Source organism: Moorena sp. SIO4A5 (genome assembly GCF_010672005.1).
GTDB lineage: Bacteria > Cyanobacteriota > Cyanobacteriia > Cyanobacteriales > Coleofasciculaceae > Moorena.
On the sequence record NZ_JAAHHZ010000064.1, the window covers coordinates 20,209 to 39,848 of the forward strand.

12 protein-coding genes and 1 pseudogene are annotated in these 19,640 nt (G+C 42.0%); 4 read left to right on the top strand and 9 right to left on the bottom strand.

All coding sequences use genetic code 11. The features are described from left to right. Nucleotides 1–226: 226 nt before the first annotated feature. The gene (locus tag F6K57_RS19950) at nucleotides 227–385 is read left to right on the top strand and encodes a hypothetical protein (protein ID WP_293070158.1); all 159 of its coding nucleotides are present in this window, start codon (nucleotides 227–229) and stop codon (nucleotides 383–385) included. Nucleotides 386–824: 439 nt separating this feature from the next. Here F6K57_RS19950 and F6K57_RS19955 read toward each other — a convergent pair whose 3' ends face one another. From F6K57_RS19955 to F6K57_RS19965, 3 genes are all read right to left on the bottom strand, one after another. Then, nucleotides 825–1,592, bottom strand: a complete 768-nt coding sequence (locus F6K57_RS19955; RefSeq protein WP_293070160.1) for a peptidylprolyl isomerase — start codon at nucleotides 1,590–1,592, stop codon at nucleotides 825–827. Between the two features lie 88 nt (nucleotides 1,593–1,680). Next, entirely contained in the window at nucleotides 1,681–3,399 is a 1,719-nt protein-coding gene (locus F6K57_RS19960) for an HlyD family efflux transporter periplasmic adaptor subunit (protein WP_293070162.1), read from the bottom strand. Between the two features lie 64 nt (nucleotides 3,400–3,463). After that, the gene (locus F6K57_RS19965) at nucleotides 3,464–5,395 is read right to left on the bottom strand and encodes a peptidase domain-containing ABC transporter (protein ID WP_364303592.1); all 1,932 of its coding nucleotides are present in this window, start codon (nucleotides 5,393–5,395) and stop codon (nucleotides 3,464–3,466) included. A 72-nt stretch (nucleotides 5,396–5,467) separates the two neighbouring features. On the opposite strand from F6K57_RS19965, the pseudogene F6K57_RS19970 reads away from it, so the two are divergent. Next, nucleotides 5,468–6,635 (top strand): annotated as a pseudogene (locus F6K57_RS19970) (IS4 family transposase). On the opposite strand, the gene F6K57_RS19975 reads toward F6K57_RS19970, so the two are convergent. From F6K57_RS19975 to F6K57_RS19995, 5 genes are all read right to left on the bottom strand, one after another. Further along, nucleotides 6,587–7,510, bottom strand: a complete 924-nt coding sequence (locus F6K57_RS19975; RefSeq protein ID WP_364303586.1) for a cysteine peptidase family C39 domain-containing protein — start codon at nucleotides 7,508–7,510, stop codon at nucleotides 6,587–6,589. The pseudogene F6K57_RS19970 and the gene F6K57_RS19975 overlap by 49 nt on opposite strands. Nucleotide 7,511: 1 nt before the next feature. Then, nucleotides 7,512–8,204 (bottom strand): helix-turn-helix domain-containing protein, encoded by a 693-nt coding sequence (locus tag F6K57_RS19980; RefSeq protein WP_293070164.1) that lies wholly within the window; start codon nucleotides 8,202–8,204, stop codon nucleotides 7,512–7,514. A 2,267-nt stretch (nucleotides 8,205–10,471) separates the two neighbouring features. Next, nucleotides 10,472–11,884 (bottom strand): adenylate/guanylate cyclase domain-containing protein, encoded by a 1,413-nt coding sequence (locus F6K57_RS19985; RefSeq protein WP_364303588.1) that lies wholly within the window; start codon nucleotides 11,882–11,884, stop codon nucleotides 10,472–10,474. Nucleotides 11,885–12,247: 363 nt separating this feature from the next. Then, complete coding sequence (locus tag F6K57_RS19990) at nucleotides 12,248–13,030, bottom strand: HAD family hydrolase (protein WP_293029450.1); 783 nt, start codon at nucleotides 13,028–13,030, stop codon at nucleotides 12,248–12,250. Between the two features lie 212 nt (nucleotides 13,031–13,242). After that, nucleotides 13,243–13,380: a hypothetical protein gene (locus tag F6K57_RS19995; RefSeq protein WP_293029453.1), complete on the bottom strand. Its 138-nt coding sequence runs from the start codon at nucleotides 13,378–13,380 to the stop codon at nucleotides 13,243–13,245. A 1,164-nt stretch (nucleotides 13,381–14,544) separates the two neighbouring features. On the opposite strand from F6K57_RS19995, the gene F6K57_RS20000 reads away from it, so the two are divergent. After that, nucleotides 14,545–14,916, top strand: coding sequence for a hypothetical protein (locus F6K57_RS20000; RefSeq protein WP_293038788.1), 372 nt, complete (start codon nucleotides 14,545–14,547; stop codon nucleotides 14,914–14,916). A 349-nt stretch (nucleotides 14,917–15,265) separates the two neighbouring features. Here the strand turns inward: F6K57_RS20000 and F6K57_RS20005 are convergent, their stop codons facing one another. Further along, nucleotides 15,266–16,045: a hypothetical protein gene (locus F6K57_RS20005; RefSeq protein ID WP_293070167.1), complete on the bottom strand. Its 780-nt coding sequence runs from the start codon at nucleotides 16,043–16,045 to the stop codon at nucleotides 15,266–15,268. Between the two features lie 874 nt (nucleotides 16,046–16,919). Here F6K57_RS20005 and F6K57_RS20010 point away from each other — a divergent pair. Next, complete coding sequence (locus tag F6K57_RS20010) at nucleotides 16,920–19,100, top strand: cellulase family glycosylhydrolase (protein ID WP_293070169.1); 2,181 nt, start codon at nucleotides 16,920–16,922, stop codon at nucleotides 19,098–19,100. Nucleotides 19,101–19,640: the final 540 nt, after the last annotated feature.

Consider the following 19,640-nt stretch of genomic DNA (forward strand, 5'->3'; position numbering starts at 1 on the left):
CAGAATAGTGGGAAAAGTTATTTATAGGTTACTTGTGAGCTATGAATAGGTTTAGCGGAAGGTAATGACATCTAATTTAATGACAAAAGTGTTTTTGCTTTAGCATGAATAATATCTAAAAATAATAGACACACGAAATTATTTTGAATAGGATTAAGACAGGAATAAAAAATTACTAATTGATTCCTGGTAAATAACACACATTCATTATTGGAGAAAAACTCAAATGGCTAACATTCAAATTTCTGATTTACGTCCTGCTGGTGCTGACCTTTTCTTGGATTATGAAAGCTATATGCATGATGTAACAGAGCAAGAAATGATGAATACATTAGGAGGATTCAAATTGAGAATATTGTGGAGTGGTTTTTGTCTGGAATGGTAGTAACAAAGGTATATAGCAATTGGATTTAACAGCTATAGATACTAACGAAGTCCGCTTTATCGGATAGATTTGTAGCAGATTTCAGCAAGACTAAAATACACTTTACCCCACCCGTAATAAGGCGGATGGGGTATACCTCTAAAAGCAAAAATGTTTAATGATAGTTAAAACCCTAGACAAATAGCCTAATTTTTTATAAAATAGAGGCTAAATAAAAATATTAAAATTTTGCTTAAACTATACCAAGTTTTCCATAAATCCTCAAAAGATACCTAGGAAAAGCATTTACCGATGATTATCCAGTCCTTAAGACATTTAGGCAAGATTTTTTAAACAGAACGGTCTTGTTTACAATCGAGACCGTTCTATGTCTACCACAAGTTGCTCTACAGAAGCGTTGAAGGTTTAAACTATTAAACGCTTCTGCTATACTTCTTATTTAAGAAGCATTTTGGGGAGTGAGTTGAACGATTTCAATATTTGTAACAGATTTGAATTGATAAAGGGATCTATTTATCCAGTCATTAAATAGATCAGTAGCAATTTTATTGCGGAGCCAATTATCTAATTGCCTTTCAATAATCTCCTCCACAAAAATTAAATGTACTCCTTTAGAACTCACAATCGGTTTAATCACCTGGGGAGGTTTAGCAGCAAAAACAGCAGCAGAAATCTCCGGCTTCAAATCCTGACGATATAATATCCCTCGGTATCCACCTTTACGACGTAAGTCTTTATCTTCGATGTATTGATGAGCAACATCATAAAAACTCATTTCTCCTTCGCCAATAGCATAAAATAATTCTAAAGCTAAATCTTTATTATCAAAAATCACTTCATGCATCACCACACCATCATAATCCAATTTCTGTTCATAAAAATAGGGTTCAATTTTATCTGCAAACAAATGAACAGCTAATTTTGTGGAAAGGGCATGATTATAAACCAATTGTTCAAAATCATCTAGAGACAAATTATTTTGTTTCATCCAGGCATGGGTATCCTCTGCACTATGAAGTTGATGCATTATTCGGTATTTGTCTGCCATTTCCTGAAGTTCTTCAGTTTCTATCTTGATTCCAGCCTCTTCTACTGCATTTGCTATTACTTGACGGGTAATAATTGCTTCTACAATATCAGAAGTTTTTAAAGATAGCTTGACTTGATCTAGAATATCTTCAGCATTAATAGTGATAGATTTTGACATGATTTTTGTCCTCTTTGATTTGACTAATAAAAACCGACAACTCAAAAATAGTTAACCTCAGCATTGATCTCTAGCAATGATAACTAAACTACAATTCCAAACCCCCCTGCTGCAACTTCTTAAAGGGATCCAGGATTAAATCCATAATCCGACGCTGGCGGACAATTACTTCTGCGGTTGCGGTGTCCCCTGGGCGGAGAGCAATACATTCCTGTGGTGTGGGCATACAGGTTTTATTTAGTTTAATTTCTAGGTCATAAGTAGGCACTTTACCCTGCTCCGTCTCTGTAAGCTTGGAGGTTGGAGAAATTTTGATTACCTTTCCTTCTACTACCCCATAGTCTTGAAAAGGATAAGCATCAAACTTCATTTTTACTGCCATTCCTTCCCGTAAGGAGCCACTTTCTGAAATAGCGATCTGCGCCCGCAGGGAAAGGAAGGACTCTTTTGGGGCAATCTCGACTATAGTATCTCCAGGTTGCACCACAGCCCCGGCACTTTTGATAGGGGACTGAAACACGATTCCCTCGATCGGGGCCGCTAACATCCTTTGATTTAACTGAATTTCCAAGGATTTAATCTGACTTTTATTCTGAGATAGTTCGGCTTGGAGGGTAGTAATTTGGGTTTCTATATTCTTCAGTTGTTCCTCACTTTTGAGTAACGCCAGCTTACCCGAATGAACCAAAGTTTTATAACTCCGTTCTTGCTCTTGCAAGCGCAGGCGAGCTTGTTTAATATCAGCCGATGCTTGATGAATGGTCTTTTCATAACTACCTTGTTGCTCTTTCAGGCGAGACTGAGCTTGTTTTATGTCTAATTCAGTTCTGATGATAGTTTTCTGGGCTTCTTTGGCTGACTGTTGCACATCTAAAAAGCGTTCTTTTGACAAAACCCCTTCTTCATAAGCGTTTTTGTAACGGGGAATTTTTTCCTCAGCACTTTCTAAACGAATGGTTTCTAATTCATAGGCAACCTTGCTAGAGTCTATCGCCCCTCGGGCTTGCTCTATTTGTGCTAATAGTTCTTCTTTTTGTAAACTGTAGCCGAACTTGAACGCTTCCAGATTCTGCCGTGCTTGCTCGACTTGCGCCTGTTTTTCTAACTCTTGAGCTTGGTTTTGTTGCTCCTGGGTACGCAGAGCTAGTATCAATTGGTTTTTCAGCACCTCTAATTGATTCAGGCGATTCTGTTGCCCTTCTAATTTTTTTTGTTCCTGCTGAAGTTCAGTGCTAACTAACTCGGATTCCAGTTCTAGTAAGGTTTGACCAGCCGTTACCAATTCCCCTTCTTTGACCTTAATTGCTGCTACCGTTCCTGCCACTGGAGCATCAAGTTTGATAGTTTCCCCCGTAGGTTCCAATCTTCCTCTGGCTTTTCCCGTCTCATCCACCTGAGCGAAGATCGCCCAAGGTAAGGCAACACCCATAAATACCATCAAAAAATACAGTAATCCCCTTGTCCAAACCTGGGGTAATGTATCAAGCAGTTCCTTAGTAGCATAAGACCATTCATGACCCTGGAGTGCTTGCTCATTCCTAGCTTGAGGAGTGGTTTCTTCGGTGAGTAACTCCTGATAGGGACGCTGGTCTGGAATAGTTTGAGTCGGACTATGTCCGTTCAATGTATGATTTTCAGGCATATAGCTTTGGTATTTGAGTTGTGAACATAGGATTGATGGGAACAGGGAGCAGGGAGCAGGGAGTAGGGAGCAGGGAATAGGGAGCAGGGAGCAGGGAGCAGGGAGCAGGCAAAAGGCAAAAGGCAAGAGGCAAAAGGCAAGAGTAATCAACGAATTTTTTCCCACACCCTACACCCCACACCCCACACCCTATTCCCTGTTCCCTGTTCCCTGTTCCCTATTCCCTCCCCTATAACTGCTGCTGATTCAGATAGAAATAATGTCCTCGCTTTGCCATTAAGTCTTCGTGAGTACCGCTTTCAATCAATACCCCTCTATCGAGCACTAAAATCAGGTCAGCTTTCCGTACGGTAGAAAGACGGTGAGCAATCACTAGGGTGGTGCGGTTTTTGAGAATAGTATTGAGATTGGTCTGAATAATCCGCTCGGATTCTGCATCCAGGTGGGAGGTGGCTTCATCGAAAATTAATAGGTGGGGATTTCCCAAGAGGGCGCGAGCAATGGCTAAACGCTGTCGCTGTCCCCCAGACAACATCCCTCCTCCCTCCCCAATCTCGGTTTCATAGCCCATGGGCAATTTTTGGATAAATTCATCAGCACCGGCCAGTTTCGCTGCTGCCATAATTTCTTCTAAGGTGGCTGAGGGATAAGCCAGACTGATGTTTTGTCGAATTGTCCCTCCAAACAGAAAGGTATCTTGATCCACCACACCAATTTGCTGGCGCAAGGAGCCTAAGGAAAGACTGGTGATATCCTGCCCATCAATCAACACCTTCCCATCTGAGGGAAGATACAGCCCTAACATCAGCTTGGAAATCGTGCTTTTCCCGGAACCACTGCGCCCCACTAGGGCGACCATTTGCCCTGGTTTTACCTCAAAACTAAGATTTTCCAGGACATTGGTATCACTTTCTCGGTGATAGCGGAAGGTGACCTGATCAAAGCGAATGTGACCGCGCAACTCAGGTAATGATTGCCGTGCTTGATGGTGCAAATTTTCTTCTGGTTGGTAATCCAGCACATCATTGATGCGCTCCATAGCAATCACCACTTCCTGAAATTCATTCCACAGTAGCGTCAGCCGCTGGAAAGGCCTGATCACCTGACCCAGCAACATATTAAAAGCCACCAATTGCCCAATGGTAAGCTGATTTTGAATCACCAACCATGCCCCAAACCAGAGCAGTGCGGTAGTGGCTAACCCCTCGATGGTATTGCTGAAAATCTGGAGTCGATTGCTAATCACTTGCCCAGAAAAGTTAGTTTTAACTTCTTTATTTAATAACTCTTCCCAATGCCAGCGTACGGTTTGCTCAACTGCTGTAGACTTGACAGTGCGGACACCAGAAAGCACTTCAATCAGATAACTACTTTCTTTTGCGATCGCATGAAAGACTTCCCGAGAAATTCGTTTTAAAAATGGTGTATAAATCAACGCCAGCAGGAAAAAGGGTGGTACAATTACTAAGATTAGCAGCGCCAATTTCCAACTGTACCAAAACATCAAACCCACATAGATAAAAACTGTTAGTAAATCTAGCAGGATAGATAACGCCTCACCGGTGAGAAACCGCTCAATTTTACGATTTTCCTGAATCCGGGAGGTAATATCTCCGACAAAACGAGACTCAAAGAAACCTAAAGGTAATCGCAAGGTATGGCTAATAAACCCGACAATCAGTGCTAGGTCTACCTTATTTGCGGTGTGGTCAAGCAAATATTGCCGCAACCCGGTAATCGCAACCCGGAACAGACTAAACATTAGCAATCCTAACCCGACAGCGGTTAGGGTGAGGGTGCTCCTTTGCACCACCACTCGGTCTAAAATTATCTGGGTAAATATGGGTGTAATCAGACCAAATATCTGGATAATTAGGGAAGCAATAAACACCTCCAGCAACACGAAACTGTGAGGCTTTACCAACTCAAAAAATTGCCATAAAGACGTCTTACTCTCTTTGGTATCCTTCAGGAGTGCTGTAGGTTCCAGTAGCAGTGCATAACCAGTCCAATCTGCTTTGAATTCCTGGTGGCTCAGAGTTTTTTGACCAATACCAGGGTCAGCAATTACCACATGCTTGTTGGTGATTTCATAAACAACAATAAAGTGTTTTCCTTCCCAGTGGCTGGGGGGGCGACGATAGCGATTGAAACGATTGATACGTCAAGAGTGTAACGATCTGTGGTAGAAAAAGATAGGTCTTTCATTGTCAATAAGACCTATCTGTTGAAAATGTTACCCTTATTATATCAAAACCATCTAAAATTTAAACTAAAGGATCGTAATTCTATTTTAGCAAATATTGTAGTTATTCTACTACAATCAATCAAAAGAGAAAGCCATTGAAAAATTAGCCAATGCTTTACCTCTTGGAATAAAGTTTGAAAGTAGAATAAAAAGACTACAGCGCTTTTTCTCTTTGCCAACTTTAAATTTTGAAAATATTTGGTTTCCTATTCTATCTAATTTACTAGAAACATATTTTGTTCGCGTAGCGTCGGCGAACGCCGAAAAAAATGACCTAGTTTATATAGCAATTGATCGGACAAATTGGGGTAAAATAAACCTTTTAGTAACTAGCCTGATTTGGGACAAAAGAGCTTTTCCAGTTTACTTTACTTTGATGCCAAAATTAGGCAGTAGTAATTTTAAGGAACAAACAACTCATATATCAAAAATAATGCCGATTTTTAAAGATTATAGAATCTGCCTATTGGGAGATAGAGAATTTTGTTCTGTCAGGCTGGCAAACTGGTTGTCACAAAAGGATGCAGACTTTTGTCTACGTCTTAAAAAAAATGAATTTATTGAAATTGAAAAAAAAATTTGGACAGATTTAGATTCTTTAGAATTAGTCCCAGGAACTTCGTTGTTTTTTAAAGGAATCAAAGTTACGAAAACTAAGGGATTACCCCGTTTTAATTTGGCCGCAAAATTGAAAAAAAATATTTCAGGATTTGCCCCAAAATAACCCTGGTTTATTCTCACAAATTTAAAGTCGTTAGACTTGGCAATTGCTGCTTATAAAAAACGGTTTAATATTGAGCAAATGTTTAGAGATTTTAAAACAGGTTGCTATAACTTAGAAGACACTAATGTCTCAGATAATCGGTTGATTTCCTTAATTTTATTGATAACAATAGCTTATACTTCTGCTACTCTTCACGGACAAAAAATTAAACGTAAAGGAATTCATAAATATGTTGGTAGAGTAAAAGAATCTGGTCGTTTACAAAGACGACACAGTAGTTTTTATATAGGCTTACATGCTCAAACTTGGGTCAAGTTTAGTTATTAACTTATTGATTTAATACAATAATTAATGAAGCTTAATCGTAATAAACAGAAGTATTATTTACGAGGAATGAGAGCTAGATCGCTTGCCCTGTCTGCTTTATAACTATTTTCGTCACCCCCCCAGTCCCAGTGGACAATAGCAGGTAGCTGTTGTTTTGCCAGTCGATCCAGACTAGCTTTCACCGGTCGAGTGGAAAAGCCAATACTTTCGGCAGCCGCTGATAGTCCCCGCAATGAAGCGCCATTACGGTCGGCATTAGAGATATCTCGCAAGCGGTTAACACTGAATCGTTTCCCCCAATAACGACCGATCATCACCAGACAGGCAGCACCGCAGTCAGAACCACTTTGTTGGGCAAAAAACGGATAGCGTCGGATCACTCGCTGCCACAAATGACCAACCCTTTGAGTAGGGCTAGGAAAGTAAGCTTTCCTAACGGTTTGCTTGGGCTTTTGGTCTCCTGAGGTGGGGATATCTTTCTTCTGTCCCACTCCCGCACCTTCCGTTATTCTCCCTTTCTCCCCCTCTCCCAAAGCACTCTCCGACGGCATCAGCAGGGAATTTTGCCCTTGAGCCTGACGATAAAAATGCTCGCGAATTTGGGGATGTTTACTAATTAGGGGAAATAACAGTTCCGGAGTTAGATAACAGAGCTTGGTTTTGAGGGAAGCTCTGGCTGAGTAAGGCTCAAAAGACTCTTCTGGAAAGAAAGTACACTCCCCAAAGGAAGCTCCAGCTTCTAGATTGGTAATTAACTCCCCCGCGCTATTAATCAGTCTGACCTTTCCGGAAATCACAATATAGACGCCAGCCTCGGCGTCTGTTGACTGCCAAAATTGACCTACCGTTGGCTCGCGATATTTTATTTGTTTGAGACAGCGTGATACCTCTAGTTCTGAAAGAGGATGCCCTAGAGTATGGGCGAGCTGCTCAGGGGAAATCAGTGGATTAGATGTAGATGTATGTCGAACCATCATCTTATGCCATGTTGCTGGGATTGAATAACCAAAAACTATTGGATTCGGAGTTATTAGCGGATTTCAGGTCAGAAATTAAGATGCTGTGACCATCGTTTTCCCGTCCGTTAGGGGAGTTAACCTTTCTCCGTGTTGGTATAGTCGATAATCCCATCTCCTTGAGCAATCGTTGTAGGTGGGGATTGCTGACTTCAATCCCCAATTCTTTTGCCAGATGTTTGTTCAACCAATTCACTGTCCAGCGCTGAAAGGAATAACCATAATCCCGGGGACTCTGGTTAATCAGTTCTTTCAAACGGTCTAAATACTCGTCATTGACTGCCTTGGGGCGACCAATGGGACAATCCTGCCATTGGTGAGCCATCCCACTACGAGCGATATGCATCCAATGTCTTACTGTTGCGGCACAACACCCCAAGGTTTGACAAATTTCCGTTTGAGATTTGCCCTGATCTGCCAATAACATAATTTGAATCCGCTGACGGTAGGACTCATGTAAATCCTGTTCTAGGCTTTTTTGGAGCAGTTTGCGTTGGAAGGCTGTTAAATAATGACTTTGATAAATTTTGGCTTCTGTATCTTGAGCGTTATTCATATCAATCTGTTTTATATTTACCACAGCCCTAAATTGGGCATTTTTAACATTGATTGAATCTGTAACACCAAGGTTGCTTGCTGCAGATGGTATAGACAATTTATCCTGATTTTTGGGTAAGTTAAAACAAAGCAGACCTATACTCCGTCGAGATTAACAACTGGAGTTTTTTTTGTCGTCAAAACTATAGGTCACCAAAACCTATAGCCCTGGGCGATTGGGCTTAGAAAAGGTCGGATCAGGGAACAGGAAACAGCAGCAAAGATCGATACAGCGTGGTCTTGGGTATTTCATCCATCAACCACTATATCAAAAGGATCGGAGTATTTTTTGATGTTATGAGCAATGAGCATTGGGGTTAATGAGCTTAAGCATTCAGCTATCAGCTATCAGCGGTCAGTAATCAGCTATCAGCTATCAGCCTATGGGATACGTCCCAGCCTCGTTCGCACAGCGTGGCCATTCACGTAGCGTGGCCAAAGGCCAAGGCCAAAGCCTGTGCCAAGCTACTTGATGTGCTATAAGCTCAAGGCTGACGGCACTTCAAGTAGCGTGAGCTAAAAGCTGACGGCTGACGGCTGACGGCTGACGGCTGACTGCTTACTAATGAGCTAGAAACCCTATATAGACCCCAAGACTTAAGCGATCGCAATCAACTTACAGTTCCAAGACAGATAGTTTTAACCTTGATTTAAGTAATTATTCGTTCAAGAATAGTTGAATCAACTCTTGGTATTGATGTCTGAATTATATCTCACAAACAATTATATAACTAGTCTGATCAAAATAAACCTTTTACCATTAATCAATTTTCCAAACTTTCTTTACCATATTTGAACCAACCCGATGGAATAAAAATTTACAAAATCAACATAATTTTTAAAACTTTGCTCCGACTACTTATCACTACAATAGTGGTTATCTAAAATTTATCGCTTTCACGAAATAAAAATTTACTAAAATTTTAACTCTATAAAGCTTTGATAAAGCTTGCATAAAGCTTTGAGCAAAAAACAATGATAAAAAAATAATTATCAGATCAAATTCCATAGTTTATCCCTTTATCCACAATGGATGTAATCTGTAATTATCGGGGGATGGGAATTAGGCACTAGCCAGGATCAATGCACCGATGAAGTGAGCACCACTGAAGGCTGACAAGGCTGCTTGTCACACCTGAACGCTATAGCTAGTTTTTTGATTGGAGTGGAAGCCTCAGTTAATGCATTTCCCTGGGTAAGACTTTAAAGGTGAAGGTCATAGTTCACCATTTGCCACATGAGCTGAGTGTCTTGGTCGGCGAACCATGACGATGGCTGCAAACTGCTACATGTATAAGCCATGTTGAGTTGGTAGTAACGGCTTAATTGGCTATTATTCCTTAATAATAGGTAATGCTGACAGTACCCTTTTGGGTACTGTTTCACTGCACTTTCTGTGTGAAGCCAATATGCATGTAAATTTCAGTCCGAGCCACTATTGATGTGTAGCCGTAATCGGCCAGAATTGGGATGAAAACCTCTCTGGGTAAGGGAAAAAGGTCAATTGCCTGAAAGTGAATACTTAATGATATACGCCTCCAAGGTGAATCGCCCTCCCAATCTAGGTTGATCGCTCATTGGAGTGTAAGATTTTGTCAAAGTCCCGCTATCTGGTATTTGATTAATGACTATAACTCATCCTTACTGGTTTAGGACTACCAAGACCATTAAGCTTTATTGGTTGTCTTCATTCTAATTAATCTCTCCAAAAATCCAATTTTTATACAATTTTATGTAAAGTTTTGTAACTAATATAATCAAAATCAATGGTCATGACCCAGGCAAATGAAGCTATGATGGCTAAACTAAACCACTATGATGATTAAATTCAACATCTGGAGTGGGCTTGGGGAGAACTGGTTGAGCAAATTTTGCGTTCGCGTAGCGTGACCTACGGTCAATCGCCTTTGGCGGGCTCTTCGAGCCATCGCATAACCGTTATCGCCCAGGGGAGTCTCAATCTGCTAAATTAATTTGCCACAAACCATACCAATTCCTAACTGCCAACCATACTGTAGACAGCAATCCCGCCATGCTCAAAGTCAAACCACTGTAAGGCTAACTGTTGATACCTGACGGCTTATATTCACTTTTTTTACTTATCGACTTGTAGAGATCATCAAGCATTTTATTTACCTCTGGAGTTTGGGAGGTAAAACGAATATAAAACCCTAGATTTTATGTTTCAAGTGACGTAACTTTAGCATAGATATCATCACTATATTCTGCTTGATATTGATTTAATAGATTCAGGCTTATATTACTTAGCTCTACCGGTAAATACTCTCTTATTATCTCATAGGAACGCACTTTCGATCCCTTAGCTTAAAGCTGAACTAAACTTCCAAGAAAAAGATTTTTGCCGATATGCTTTTCTTCCAAAATTTTGTAGGTGAGTGGGATGGTTTTAGGAAGGGTAAAAAAATTCTCGTCTTCTTGAGGTATAAAGAGATTGTAGTCATCACCAATACCCACAACGTTATAGATAGTAATTGGCTGTTTAACCCCTTTTGGTTGTACCTGTTTGTCCCCGTGAATTATCACGATTGACTTAACCTGTTCAAAGGTGGATTGTGAAATCAAAATTTGACCACCTATGCTATAGGATTCAATACGATAGGTTAAGTTTACTTGGCTACCCACTACACTGTAATCGGTGCGTTTTTCCCAGCCAATATTGCCCACCACAACATCACCTGTGTTGATACCAATACCCATTTCTAGAGGTGGATAGCCCCAGGCATGCATCGTTTCGTTGACAGGAACCATTGCCAATTGCATCGCCACAGCACAAGCAACTGCGCGTTTTGTATCGTCTTCTCTGGCCGTGGGAGCACCAAATAAAACCAAAATTCCATCACCCATGAACTTATCAATGGTTCCTTGGTATTTAGTAATTACCTCTGACATATGTTTCAGATAGAGGTTGAGAATTTGAAGCACTTCTTCCGGAAGCAATCGTTCGGATAGCGCTGTAAATCCTCTTAAATCAGAAGTTAGTATGGTGATAGTTTTGCGCTGGCATCCCAGTTTCAATTCTTCTGGTTTTTCCAGTAAATTATCTACTACTTCCTTACTCAGGTAACGCCCAAAAATCAGGTAACGCCCAAAAATTTTACTAATAATTTGATTACTTTTTTCTAAATCTTGGTTAGCTTCAGCCAACTCAGCCGTGCGTTCCGTAACCCGCCTTGTTAATTCCTTTGCAATTTGACGCAATCTACCGATAACTAGAATTAGCCCTGAGAGTGCCAACACAGATAGTCCTCCTAAGGTGATAAATGTACTCCTCAGACCCATTTGTGTGTGTCCCACAAATTTGTCTAGAGGCTGAATAATTTTCAAAACACCTCTGACATCTCCTACTTTCCAATCCATCTTGGGACTATCCGGATGGCTGTTATGACAAGCAATGCAGCTAGACTCCATAATTATGGCTTCTGCATATCGAAATGAAGAACGACCTTGGATTTGCTCTTGGCGAAAAAATGACTGAGTGGGATATTTTCTCAAGAATCTGAGTGCATCCCATTCAAAATCATCTTTCGGACCCCCTTCAGCTTGTCGATTGGGAAAGGGATAATCACTGTAAAGCCTGATTAAAGCTCCCGTATCATTGGCACTAATGCGCGAACCCAGTTCTATCACATAGGTGGCTGGATTAGGAATTGCCCCTTTTTTGGTAGTGTAGTTATGGGTAACAGTAATTCCATCAACAGTTTTAGCACGACTAACCACCTCAGTACTGTAGAGGTTACGTGCCTCATTAATAACTTGAGCAGATAAGGTTGAATAGTCTAGTGCGTGGGATTAAATTAGATCCATGGAGAGACGAGACATGCTTGAAAGGGCAATTCCCACTCCCAGGCAAAACATGATTGTTAGAACTAGGATTATTCTCTGAAAAATTAGCTTTAATAACCAGTTCCAGAATTTAAAAATTAGGTGTAGCATCCCATAGAAACCCTAACCGAAAAGCGTTTTATTCAAAATCATTTTCACCTCTGGTTGAAAAGACAATCTCAAAGGTGATAGTTATAGAGTTCCCTGAAATGCTGCCAAAACCTAAATTTTCCTTCCAGAAGGACTAATACCTAATAGTTAATCAAGCCAATTTGAAAAATCCTGGGAAAATTGCTCAAGAGACAACAACTGAATTCTCGGGTCATTACCAGCAGATTCTTGCTCAGCTTTGGTATTGTAGCCCCAATCAGCTAGATAGAGTTTGACCGGTTTAAGGTCTGGCTGCTGTTGCACAGATTGAAGGGTCTTAAGCCGATCTTCCACAAACCATAGTGTTACGGCTTCCCCTGGAAAAGTTTCAATTAATTGTCGTAGGGTTTGATGTTTGGGTCGTTTGGACTCCTTGCCAATAATTCTGTCTTGTGGTAATTTAATACCTTGTTGCAGCAATAGTTGTTTGATGAAGCGTCCTTCTTTAGTAGAAACAATATATACCTGTGTGGTATTTGTGGAAAGTATTTGCTCCAATCGCTCAATCACACCGGGATAAAATTGGTGTAGACTCAACCAACCATCTAAATCGGTAGTAATCCATTTATCCCGAATCGTGTCTAACTGCTTGGCTGTATCGGTTCTGTCTAAGGTCTCAGAATTAACGATAGACTGGGCAACTGTTGACCAATCCTGCAAAATCTCGTCTTCTGAAATACCGAGAATCAGCGCGTGAATCAATACTGGCATTTCCCAGCCGGTTTCGATCACAGGTCGTAAGCGGTAGAAGCTAGGTGCTAAATTCTCGGGTGGTGTTTGACTGCCGGGTTTCCAAATTTGACAGTATGTACGCCACGCCGTCTGAAAATACTCTAATAGTCCGTTACACAGAACACCGTCAAAGTCGAGAGCAAGAATTGTGGGTACCATTTCACTTGATCAATACTTATGAATACTACAAATTACTATACTCAAGATTAAGGGAAAAAAGTCAAAGATTTTACCTTTACATTTTCCCCTTAATCTTTACCCTTATTCAAGAATAGATAGCAATGTTTAAGTGAATTGGTATAATTTTATAGCACCCTATCAAGTTATAGTATCTATGCCACTCCAGCAAATTTAAGCAGATTGAGCTTTGCTCACGCTACGCGATGAAGCGTTCGCGAAGCGTGGCCAAAGGCCTCAGCTTCCGCGCTTATGCGATCGACAATACCAAATTTTCCTGGATGTGAACCCAGTGTTGGTGTCCAATCTGGGTCTTGATTTAGATAAGACATACGGTCTCCCTGCAGCAGACCAATAAAAACTTCTGCTACAATCCGAGCACCTACAGATCCTAAGGTTTTACCACCAGCTCGCGCTATCTGCTTCCCTGAGAATATAGAACCACAGGGGTGTTCTACGGGCTAAGACAGAACTAATTTCAGTCACATCTGCCAGTTCCTCAGGACTAAGGGCTTGAATCCGTTCTTAGATAGAGTCGGCCATGTCTGGTCATTGCGTTTCCTGTGTGTTGTTTACTAGTTCTTTGAGTATGGATTTCGCCACCAGCTTTGGACAGTACCCGTGTGGGTACCTTTTTTGACAAGGCCAACGTCATGTATGCAAAAGTCCCTCTTTGGTCAGAGTTTCAGAATTTAAAGGTGAGGGACTGCTGGCTTGGGAAATATGCGATTGGCCTACGGCCACGCTACGCGAACGCATTACTCCCTAAATTACTAACTCACTCTAGCGCTATATATAAGTGAGGAGCTCTCAAGGAATAAGCGCGTTTTCATTTCACCTGAAAATGCTATACTTGTTAATCCAAACCAGTATTCCTCCTCAAGGAACCATAAAAACTAATAGGAGTCACCACCTAATCCAGGGTTTTTGAGATCAAGTTTTTTGATGATCCCTTGTCCTGTAGCCATCACAATCCTGATTCAAGGATGACATGTTAGTAAAGGATAAAGGTAAAGGGAAATTTTTTTGGTTCATCCCAGGTTACTGTAACTCTAAATCTTGACTATTGGTCAGAGCAATAACTGGAAAAACGCGCTTCCTGGTAAGTTATTCCAGCCTAACAGATGGGGGAATAAAATTAAATCAAAATTGGCCATAAACCTAAATTAGTCTTTAACTTGAGTAAACCTCCCAAAAAATTGCAAAATATGGATTTTTTTTAAATTAATTTAAGCGTTATCAAATTGCATAACTGAGTAAATACTATCAACCCATGTTCTTTTGCACAAATCAATGACGACAGCTACAGCTACATAAATTTAGGGTTTAGATCACCAGACCTATTCCCTAGGTATACCAATGGTAATACATTATGATCCCATTGGATAAATTCTCAAGGGATTTGTTCGTTGTAGACTAGAACGAATTTTAGCGAATCCATTTTTCATCAATTACCATAAATAAAATAAGAGCTATAATAAACTTAGAGGTACAAAATGAATACTTGGGTAAAGTCAGAAGCTGCGTACCTAGAAAATCATCGCCCGTGGTACGAGGGACCTCATGGCACTTGCAATCTCCTCAAACCCACTCTAATCCACATGGGAGACGATAAGCCACTTCATTTGATGTTCCCTGTCCATTGGAATGAAGCTATAGATGCCTTACCTCAAGCTAAAACAATGGCACGGCAACTCAATGGGTTCTTAGTACTACTGCTTTATGGACAGGCATCTGACCAAGAAATTCAATCCTTGGTACTAGAATTAGCAGAAGCCCAAGTTCTCCCCCTATGGCTAGGTTGGCAAAATAGGAAAAGGTTCGACCGCATTGTAGCAATGCTTTCCAATCATTCTGAGCTTAATTGATGTCAGTGCATATGATGTCAGTGCATATGATGTCAGTGCATAGTCAGGGTGCATTCAAGCAATTCAGCATTGATCTTGACAGTGCTTGCATGCTTTGTGACGATAATTCTTTAAGAATCAGACCTTGAATTATTGAAGCAATAGAATTATTGAAGCAATCCACATGAACATTATGAACAGACTAGAAACACTCCAGCTGAGGTGATTAGGGCTTTTATTAAAACATTACGTGTTAAGATTCCGGTTTGACTGGAAAGAAAAGCTAATGACTAACCCTTGATATGACTTAACTATCAATATCTAGGAATTAGCCATTACCAAGTTTTTTTTGATAGCTATCTGATCACGACTACTCGAGTGAGGTTTTTGGTGACCGTCTTTCCATAGCCTTTTTTACAGTGACCATCTGAGACATAAGATGCTGAATTTTAGTGTAGAGTTGGTCAAACTCATCACGATTAAGGGGAGTTGGTTTCATCTGTGGCTCCTGAGAAGCATTGGGTGGAGCATAGGCTAGAAATGATTGCACCGATGGAAACCTAGCCGTAGCTGCTCCCACGTCCAAGTCAGGTTTAGTGGGGGATTGAGTGGATGGTTCATGATCCACTGTTTGATTGGTAATGATTACAGGTTCAGTTACCGACTCAGTTTCGGCAATCGGATGGTAGGTTTTGAGCAAGGGTTCGGAAGTGACTTGCTCAAGATTGCTAATGGGCTGGTAGTTGTCGTTCAAAGATAGTGAAGTGTCTTTGTCTGAGGTAAACTCCTTCAGTCCAGAAGCGTCTAACCTAGAGTCTGATAGCTGAAGTGTCTCTAACAATTCCTCCTTTTTCCTGAGATTTTCCTCAAGACCCGATAACTGTGCCTCTATATCAGACCGGTTGCGGTCAGCGGAGCGCCATCCGGTCATCGCCACTGTAGCAGTTCCTACAGTCAGACTTAGTAGCGCTGCTAAGCCCAAGTAAGGTGGAGCTACGTCCATTAGTTTACCGTCAAACACTGGCTCCTCTTGTACTTGGATATTTAAAGGTCTAGAGCCAAACCAAGCTAGTGGTATGGTTAGGACTGTAAAGAGTGCAGCTGAAAATACAATTGGTTTCAGGACAAATTGCTTAATCGGAGATGTCATAATCAGTAGTTTCCTTCGATAGTTGCCGCATCAGCCATTTAACCTGAGCCGCGTAAGACTTTGCCAAGTTTTGATCAAGTTGTGATCTGTTTAGTCTTTCGCTCACTCCTTATCGGTGGTCAGCGGCAGAAGTTTTTTGTAGCTGCACCCTTTAATACTTTGGCTTTTCTTTAAGTTAATCCGTAGTGATCCCATGTTTCATAAAAGTTTTATGAAACCCTTCACTAAGTTTATGAATTTTACATGAATAAGTAGTGAAGGTATATTTAGAGAAATAAGTAGTGCAGGTATATAAACCCCTTCTAGATTGAAACTTGCAGTTCCTAGTGATTACCTGAGAACTTTACAATTAATCAGAATACTCCCTTCAAAACCGAGGGTTTTGAAGGTGGATGTGGGGGAAACTAAAAAGGGTTATGGAACTAAAACCCATGTTCAATAAGCGTTCGACTGTATGCCCCCCCAAAAGTTGGTAAGTTTTTTTAATACCTGCCCTGACTTAGTCTTTGGAATCTGTCAAGACACTTTGTGAAGGTTGTGTGACAACCTCCCAGAAATCCCTAGTTGATTTCGAATCTAGCCTTTACCCATCAAGCATTACATGATTTTTAACCAGGGGAATTGTCGGGTTTCGGTTTTGAGGAGATACACTGACATTAGGGCTAGTTTTGGGTATTGATATTAAGGGATTGTCTATCGTAACCTACCCATTGCCCTATATATAGTATAGTGGCTTAATTTAGTTTTTCGAGTTAGCCAGGGTGACGGAAGCTCAATCTCAAGTTCTTAGGTGCGCTCTTACTTGGCGAATTAAATTCGCCACGGGTCGCACCTCTAGTTGTGACTAACTCTACCTCTTCTCTTGTAGAAACCGATGTCTAGATTTTTCCGGCACATATCCCGAGTTGCCCGCATCCTATCAACTATCCTGCTGACAATCATCAGCCATTTCGGGCAGCCTCGACGGCGCAAGCCTGGGCATAGTAGGCTTCCTAAGTACCAGCGAACCAAATTTACACTTCCTTGGCGAATCATTGGTCTTGGCTTAGCGTTAGTCTTTTTATCCCTGATGGAATTAACCTTGCCTTCTCACCATCCTGTTGATGCAGCCAATGCTGCAAGAACCATGCAGCTACCTCTTTCTACCCAAGGATCACAACTACTTGATTCCCTAGGTCGCCCGATATTACTCAGAGGGGTGAACTGGTTTGGGATTGAGACAGAGTTGCATGCTCCTCATGGGTTGTGGAAACGAGACTACAAGGATATGTTGGCGCAGATCAAAAGCTTGGGCTACAACATGATTCGGCTGCCGTTTTCTATCCAATCCCTAAGAGCCTCAGAGGTCAGTGGGATTGATTTCAACATCGGTAGCAATCGGGAGCTTTACGGTAAATCGCCCTTGGAGGTCATGGATGCCATTATCAAGGAAGCCCAGCAGCAAGGCATATTAATTTTGTTGGACTGTCACCGACTCAATGACCAACGTATTCCTCCATTATGGTATGGGGATGGGTTTACGGAAACTGATTGGATAGAAACCTGGAAAATGCTGGCAACTCGTTACCGCAATCAGCCTAATGTCATTGGTGCAGACCTGAAAAATGAACCCCATGGTCGAGCCAGCTGGGGAACAAACGATCTAGCCACTGACTGGCGACTGGCAGCACAGAGGGCTGGTAATGCCATTCTTGCAGTCAACCCCAATTGGCTGATAGTTGTTGAAGGTGTGGAAAAGAATGTTCCAGGTCAACGACTAGCAACCCATTGGCATGGGGGTAATCTGGAAGGAGTTAGGGAATATCCAGTACGTTTGTCTAATCCCAATAAGCTGGTCTATTCCCCCCATGAATACGGCCCTGGAGTTTTCAATCACCCTTGGTTTTCAGAGCCTAGTTTCCCTAACAATTTGGAATACCGCTGGGAAATTGCTTGGAACTATATCGCTAGAGAAGGCATTGCGCCGATTTTGATCGGAGAATTCGGTGGTAAGGAGGTAGACCCTAACTCAAAAGAGGGAGTTTGGAAGCGGCGGCTGGTAGATTACATTAATCGAAACAACCTCAGTTTTGCCTACTGGAGTTGGAATCCCAATAGTGGGGATACTGGCGGGATCCTGCAAGATGATTGGCAGAGTGTGGAGGCTCCTAAGCAACAACTGCTTCAGGGACTGCTAATTGCCAACAATTTCGCCCCGAACGTGGGAGTTGCTCCGATTATCCCCTCAATTTCCATACCGCGACCAAGTTTCCCACCAGGCAGAACCAAACCAATGCCCACGCCATTGCCTAATTCCCAACCCAGCTCAATCGGGCAAATGCCTACACCAACGCCAAGTAGGCAGCCATCCAGGAGGGTTGCACCACTACCTCCACCCCTATCCAATCCCACACCCAGGAGGGTTGCACCACTACCCCCACCTAACCGGCGTACCAACCCTGGTGTAATCGCACCGTTACCGGCACCGTTACCGGCACCATCACCGGCACCATCACCAACTGTCACACCAAGGCAAGTTACACCCCTACCCCTACCGTCACCCCTTGCCAATCCAGGTTTAAAGGAGCCACTACCTTTACCATCCCCCAGTGCGACACCCAGCGACATGGCACCCTTACCTTCACCGCCACCCGATACCAACCAAGGTTTAAGGGAGCCAATGCCAACACCCGAACCTAGCCCTAATCTCCCTAACCCTAATCTCTCTACAAGGTCACAGACTAGAAACCGTGTCCCTTTAAAAGTGGTACCTAACCTGCATTCAGATTGGCAAGAAGGATTTTGCATCGGCATACAGGTTATCAATGAGGGCAGCACTAAGGTTGAAGACTGGGAATTAACATTCCAAATGAATCAAGCTGCGATTAACAATAGTTGGAATGGTAATTTCCAACCCCGTAACATGGAAAACTCTCAATCCTCTAAAAACTATGTGGTCACCCCGCTGGATTGGGGACGATTGATCGAACCTGGTCAAAGCCGTCATTTGGGATTCTGTGCCAACAAGCTTGGGTCTGACTACAAACCCAAGCAAATGTTGGCATCAGGGCAATAAAGATTGAATGCGTTCGCTACGCGAACGCATCTTGCTGACAGTACTTACCAAATCAGACAGAGAGCTTTAGCATTGTTATCACCCCGTGAGCTTTTAACTGGAGTTTAGACTAACTGGGGTTTCCCAAGAATGCGTTCGCGTAGCGTCGGCTTCGCCGAATCGCTAATCCAGAATGCGTTCGCGTAGCGTCGGCTTCGCCGAATCGCTAATCCAGAAGGGAGCATGTCACTTATGCAGCAACATTAGTACTAAATCTCTAGCCCGCTCATGGGTTTAAGCTTGTTAAACTAAGCCGGGGAGTCGCCTCACCCAACTCGTCTACAAAACCGGACGTGAAGGTTTCCCTTCATCCGGCTCCTCATCATGGGAACCATTGACATTGGTACCTCTACCATGGGTTGATATCCAACGACCTAGTGGGACTAAGCGCGATAATTAAAGGCATAAATAGTGCTATCCTATATAGGGTCTAGTTTTTAGGTTGGTTACTTTGTCCCTCCAATCCCATGAAAGAAACTGTTTCCACAGCAATGCCTCCAT

Coding starts and splice junctions, on each gene's coding strand:
- F6K57_RS19975 (WP_364303586.1), bottom strand. CDS start 7,510: ATGATGGTTCGACATACATCTACATCTAATCCACTGATTTCCCCTGAG.
- F6K57_RS19950 (WP_293070158.1), top strand. CDS start 227: ATGGCTAACATTCAAATTTCTGATTTACGTCCTGCTGGTGCTGACCTT.
- F6K57_RS19995 (WP_293029453.1), bottom strand. CDS start 13,380: ATGTCTTATCTAAATCAAGACCCAGATTGGACACCAACACTGGGTTCA.
- F6K57_RS19990 (WP_293029450.1), bottom strand. CDS start 13,030: ATGGTACCCACAATTCTTGCTCTCGACTTTGACGGTGTTCTGTGTAAC.
- F6K57_RS20010 (WP_293070169.1), top strand. CDS start 16,920: ATGTCTAGATTTTTCCGGCACATATCCCGAGTTGCCCGCATCCTATCA.
- F6K57_RS19955 (WP_293070160.1), bottom strand. CDS start 1,592: ATGTCAAAATCTATCACTATTAATGCTGAAGATATTCTAGATCAAGTC.
- F6K57_RS20005 (WP_293070167.1), bottom strand. CDS start 16,045: ATGACATCTCCGATTAAGCAATTTGTCCTGAAACCAATTGTATTTTCA.
- F6K57_RS20000 (WP_293038788.1), top strand. CDS start 14,545: ATGAATACTTGGGTAAAGTCAGAAGCTGCGTACCTAGAAAATCATCGC.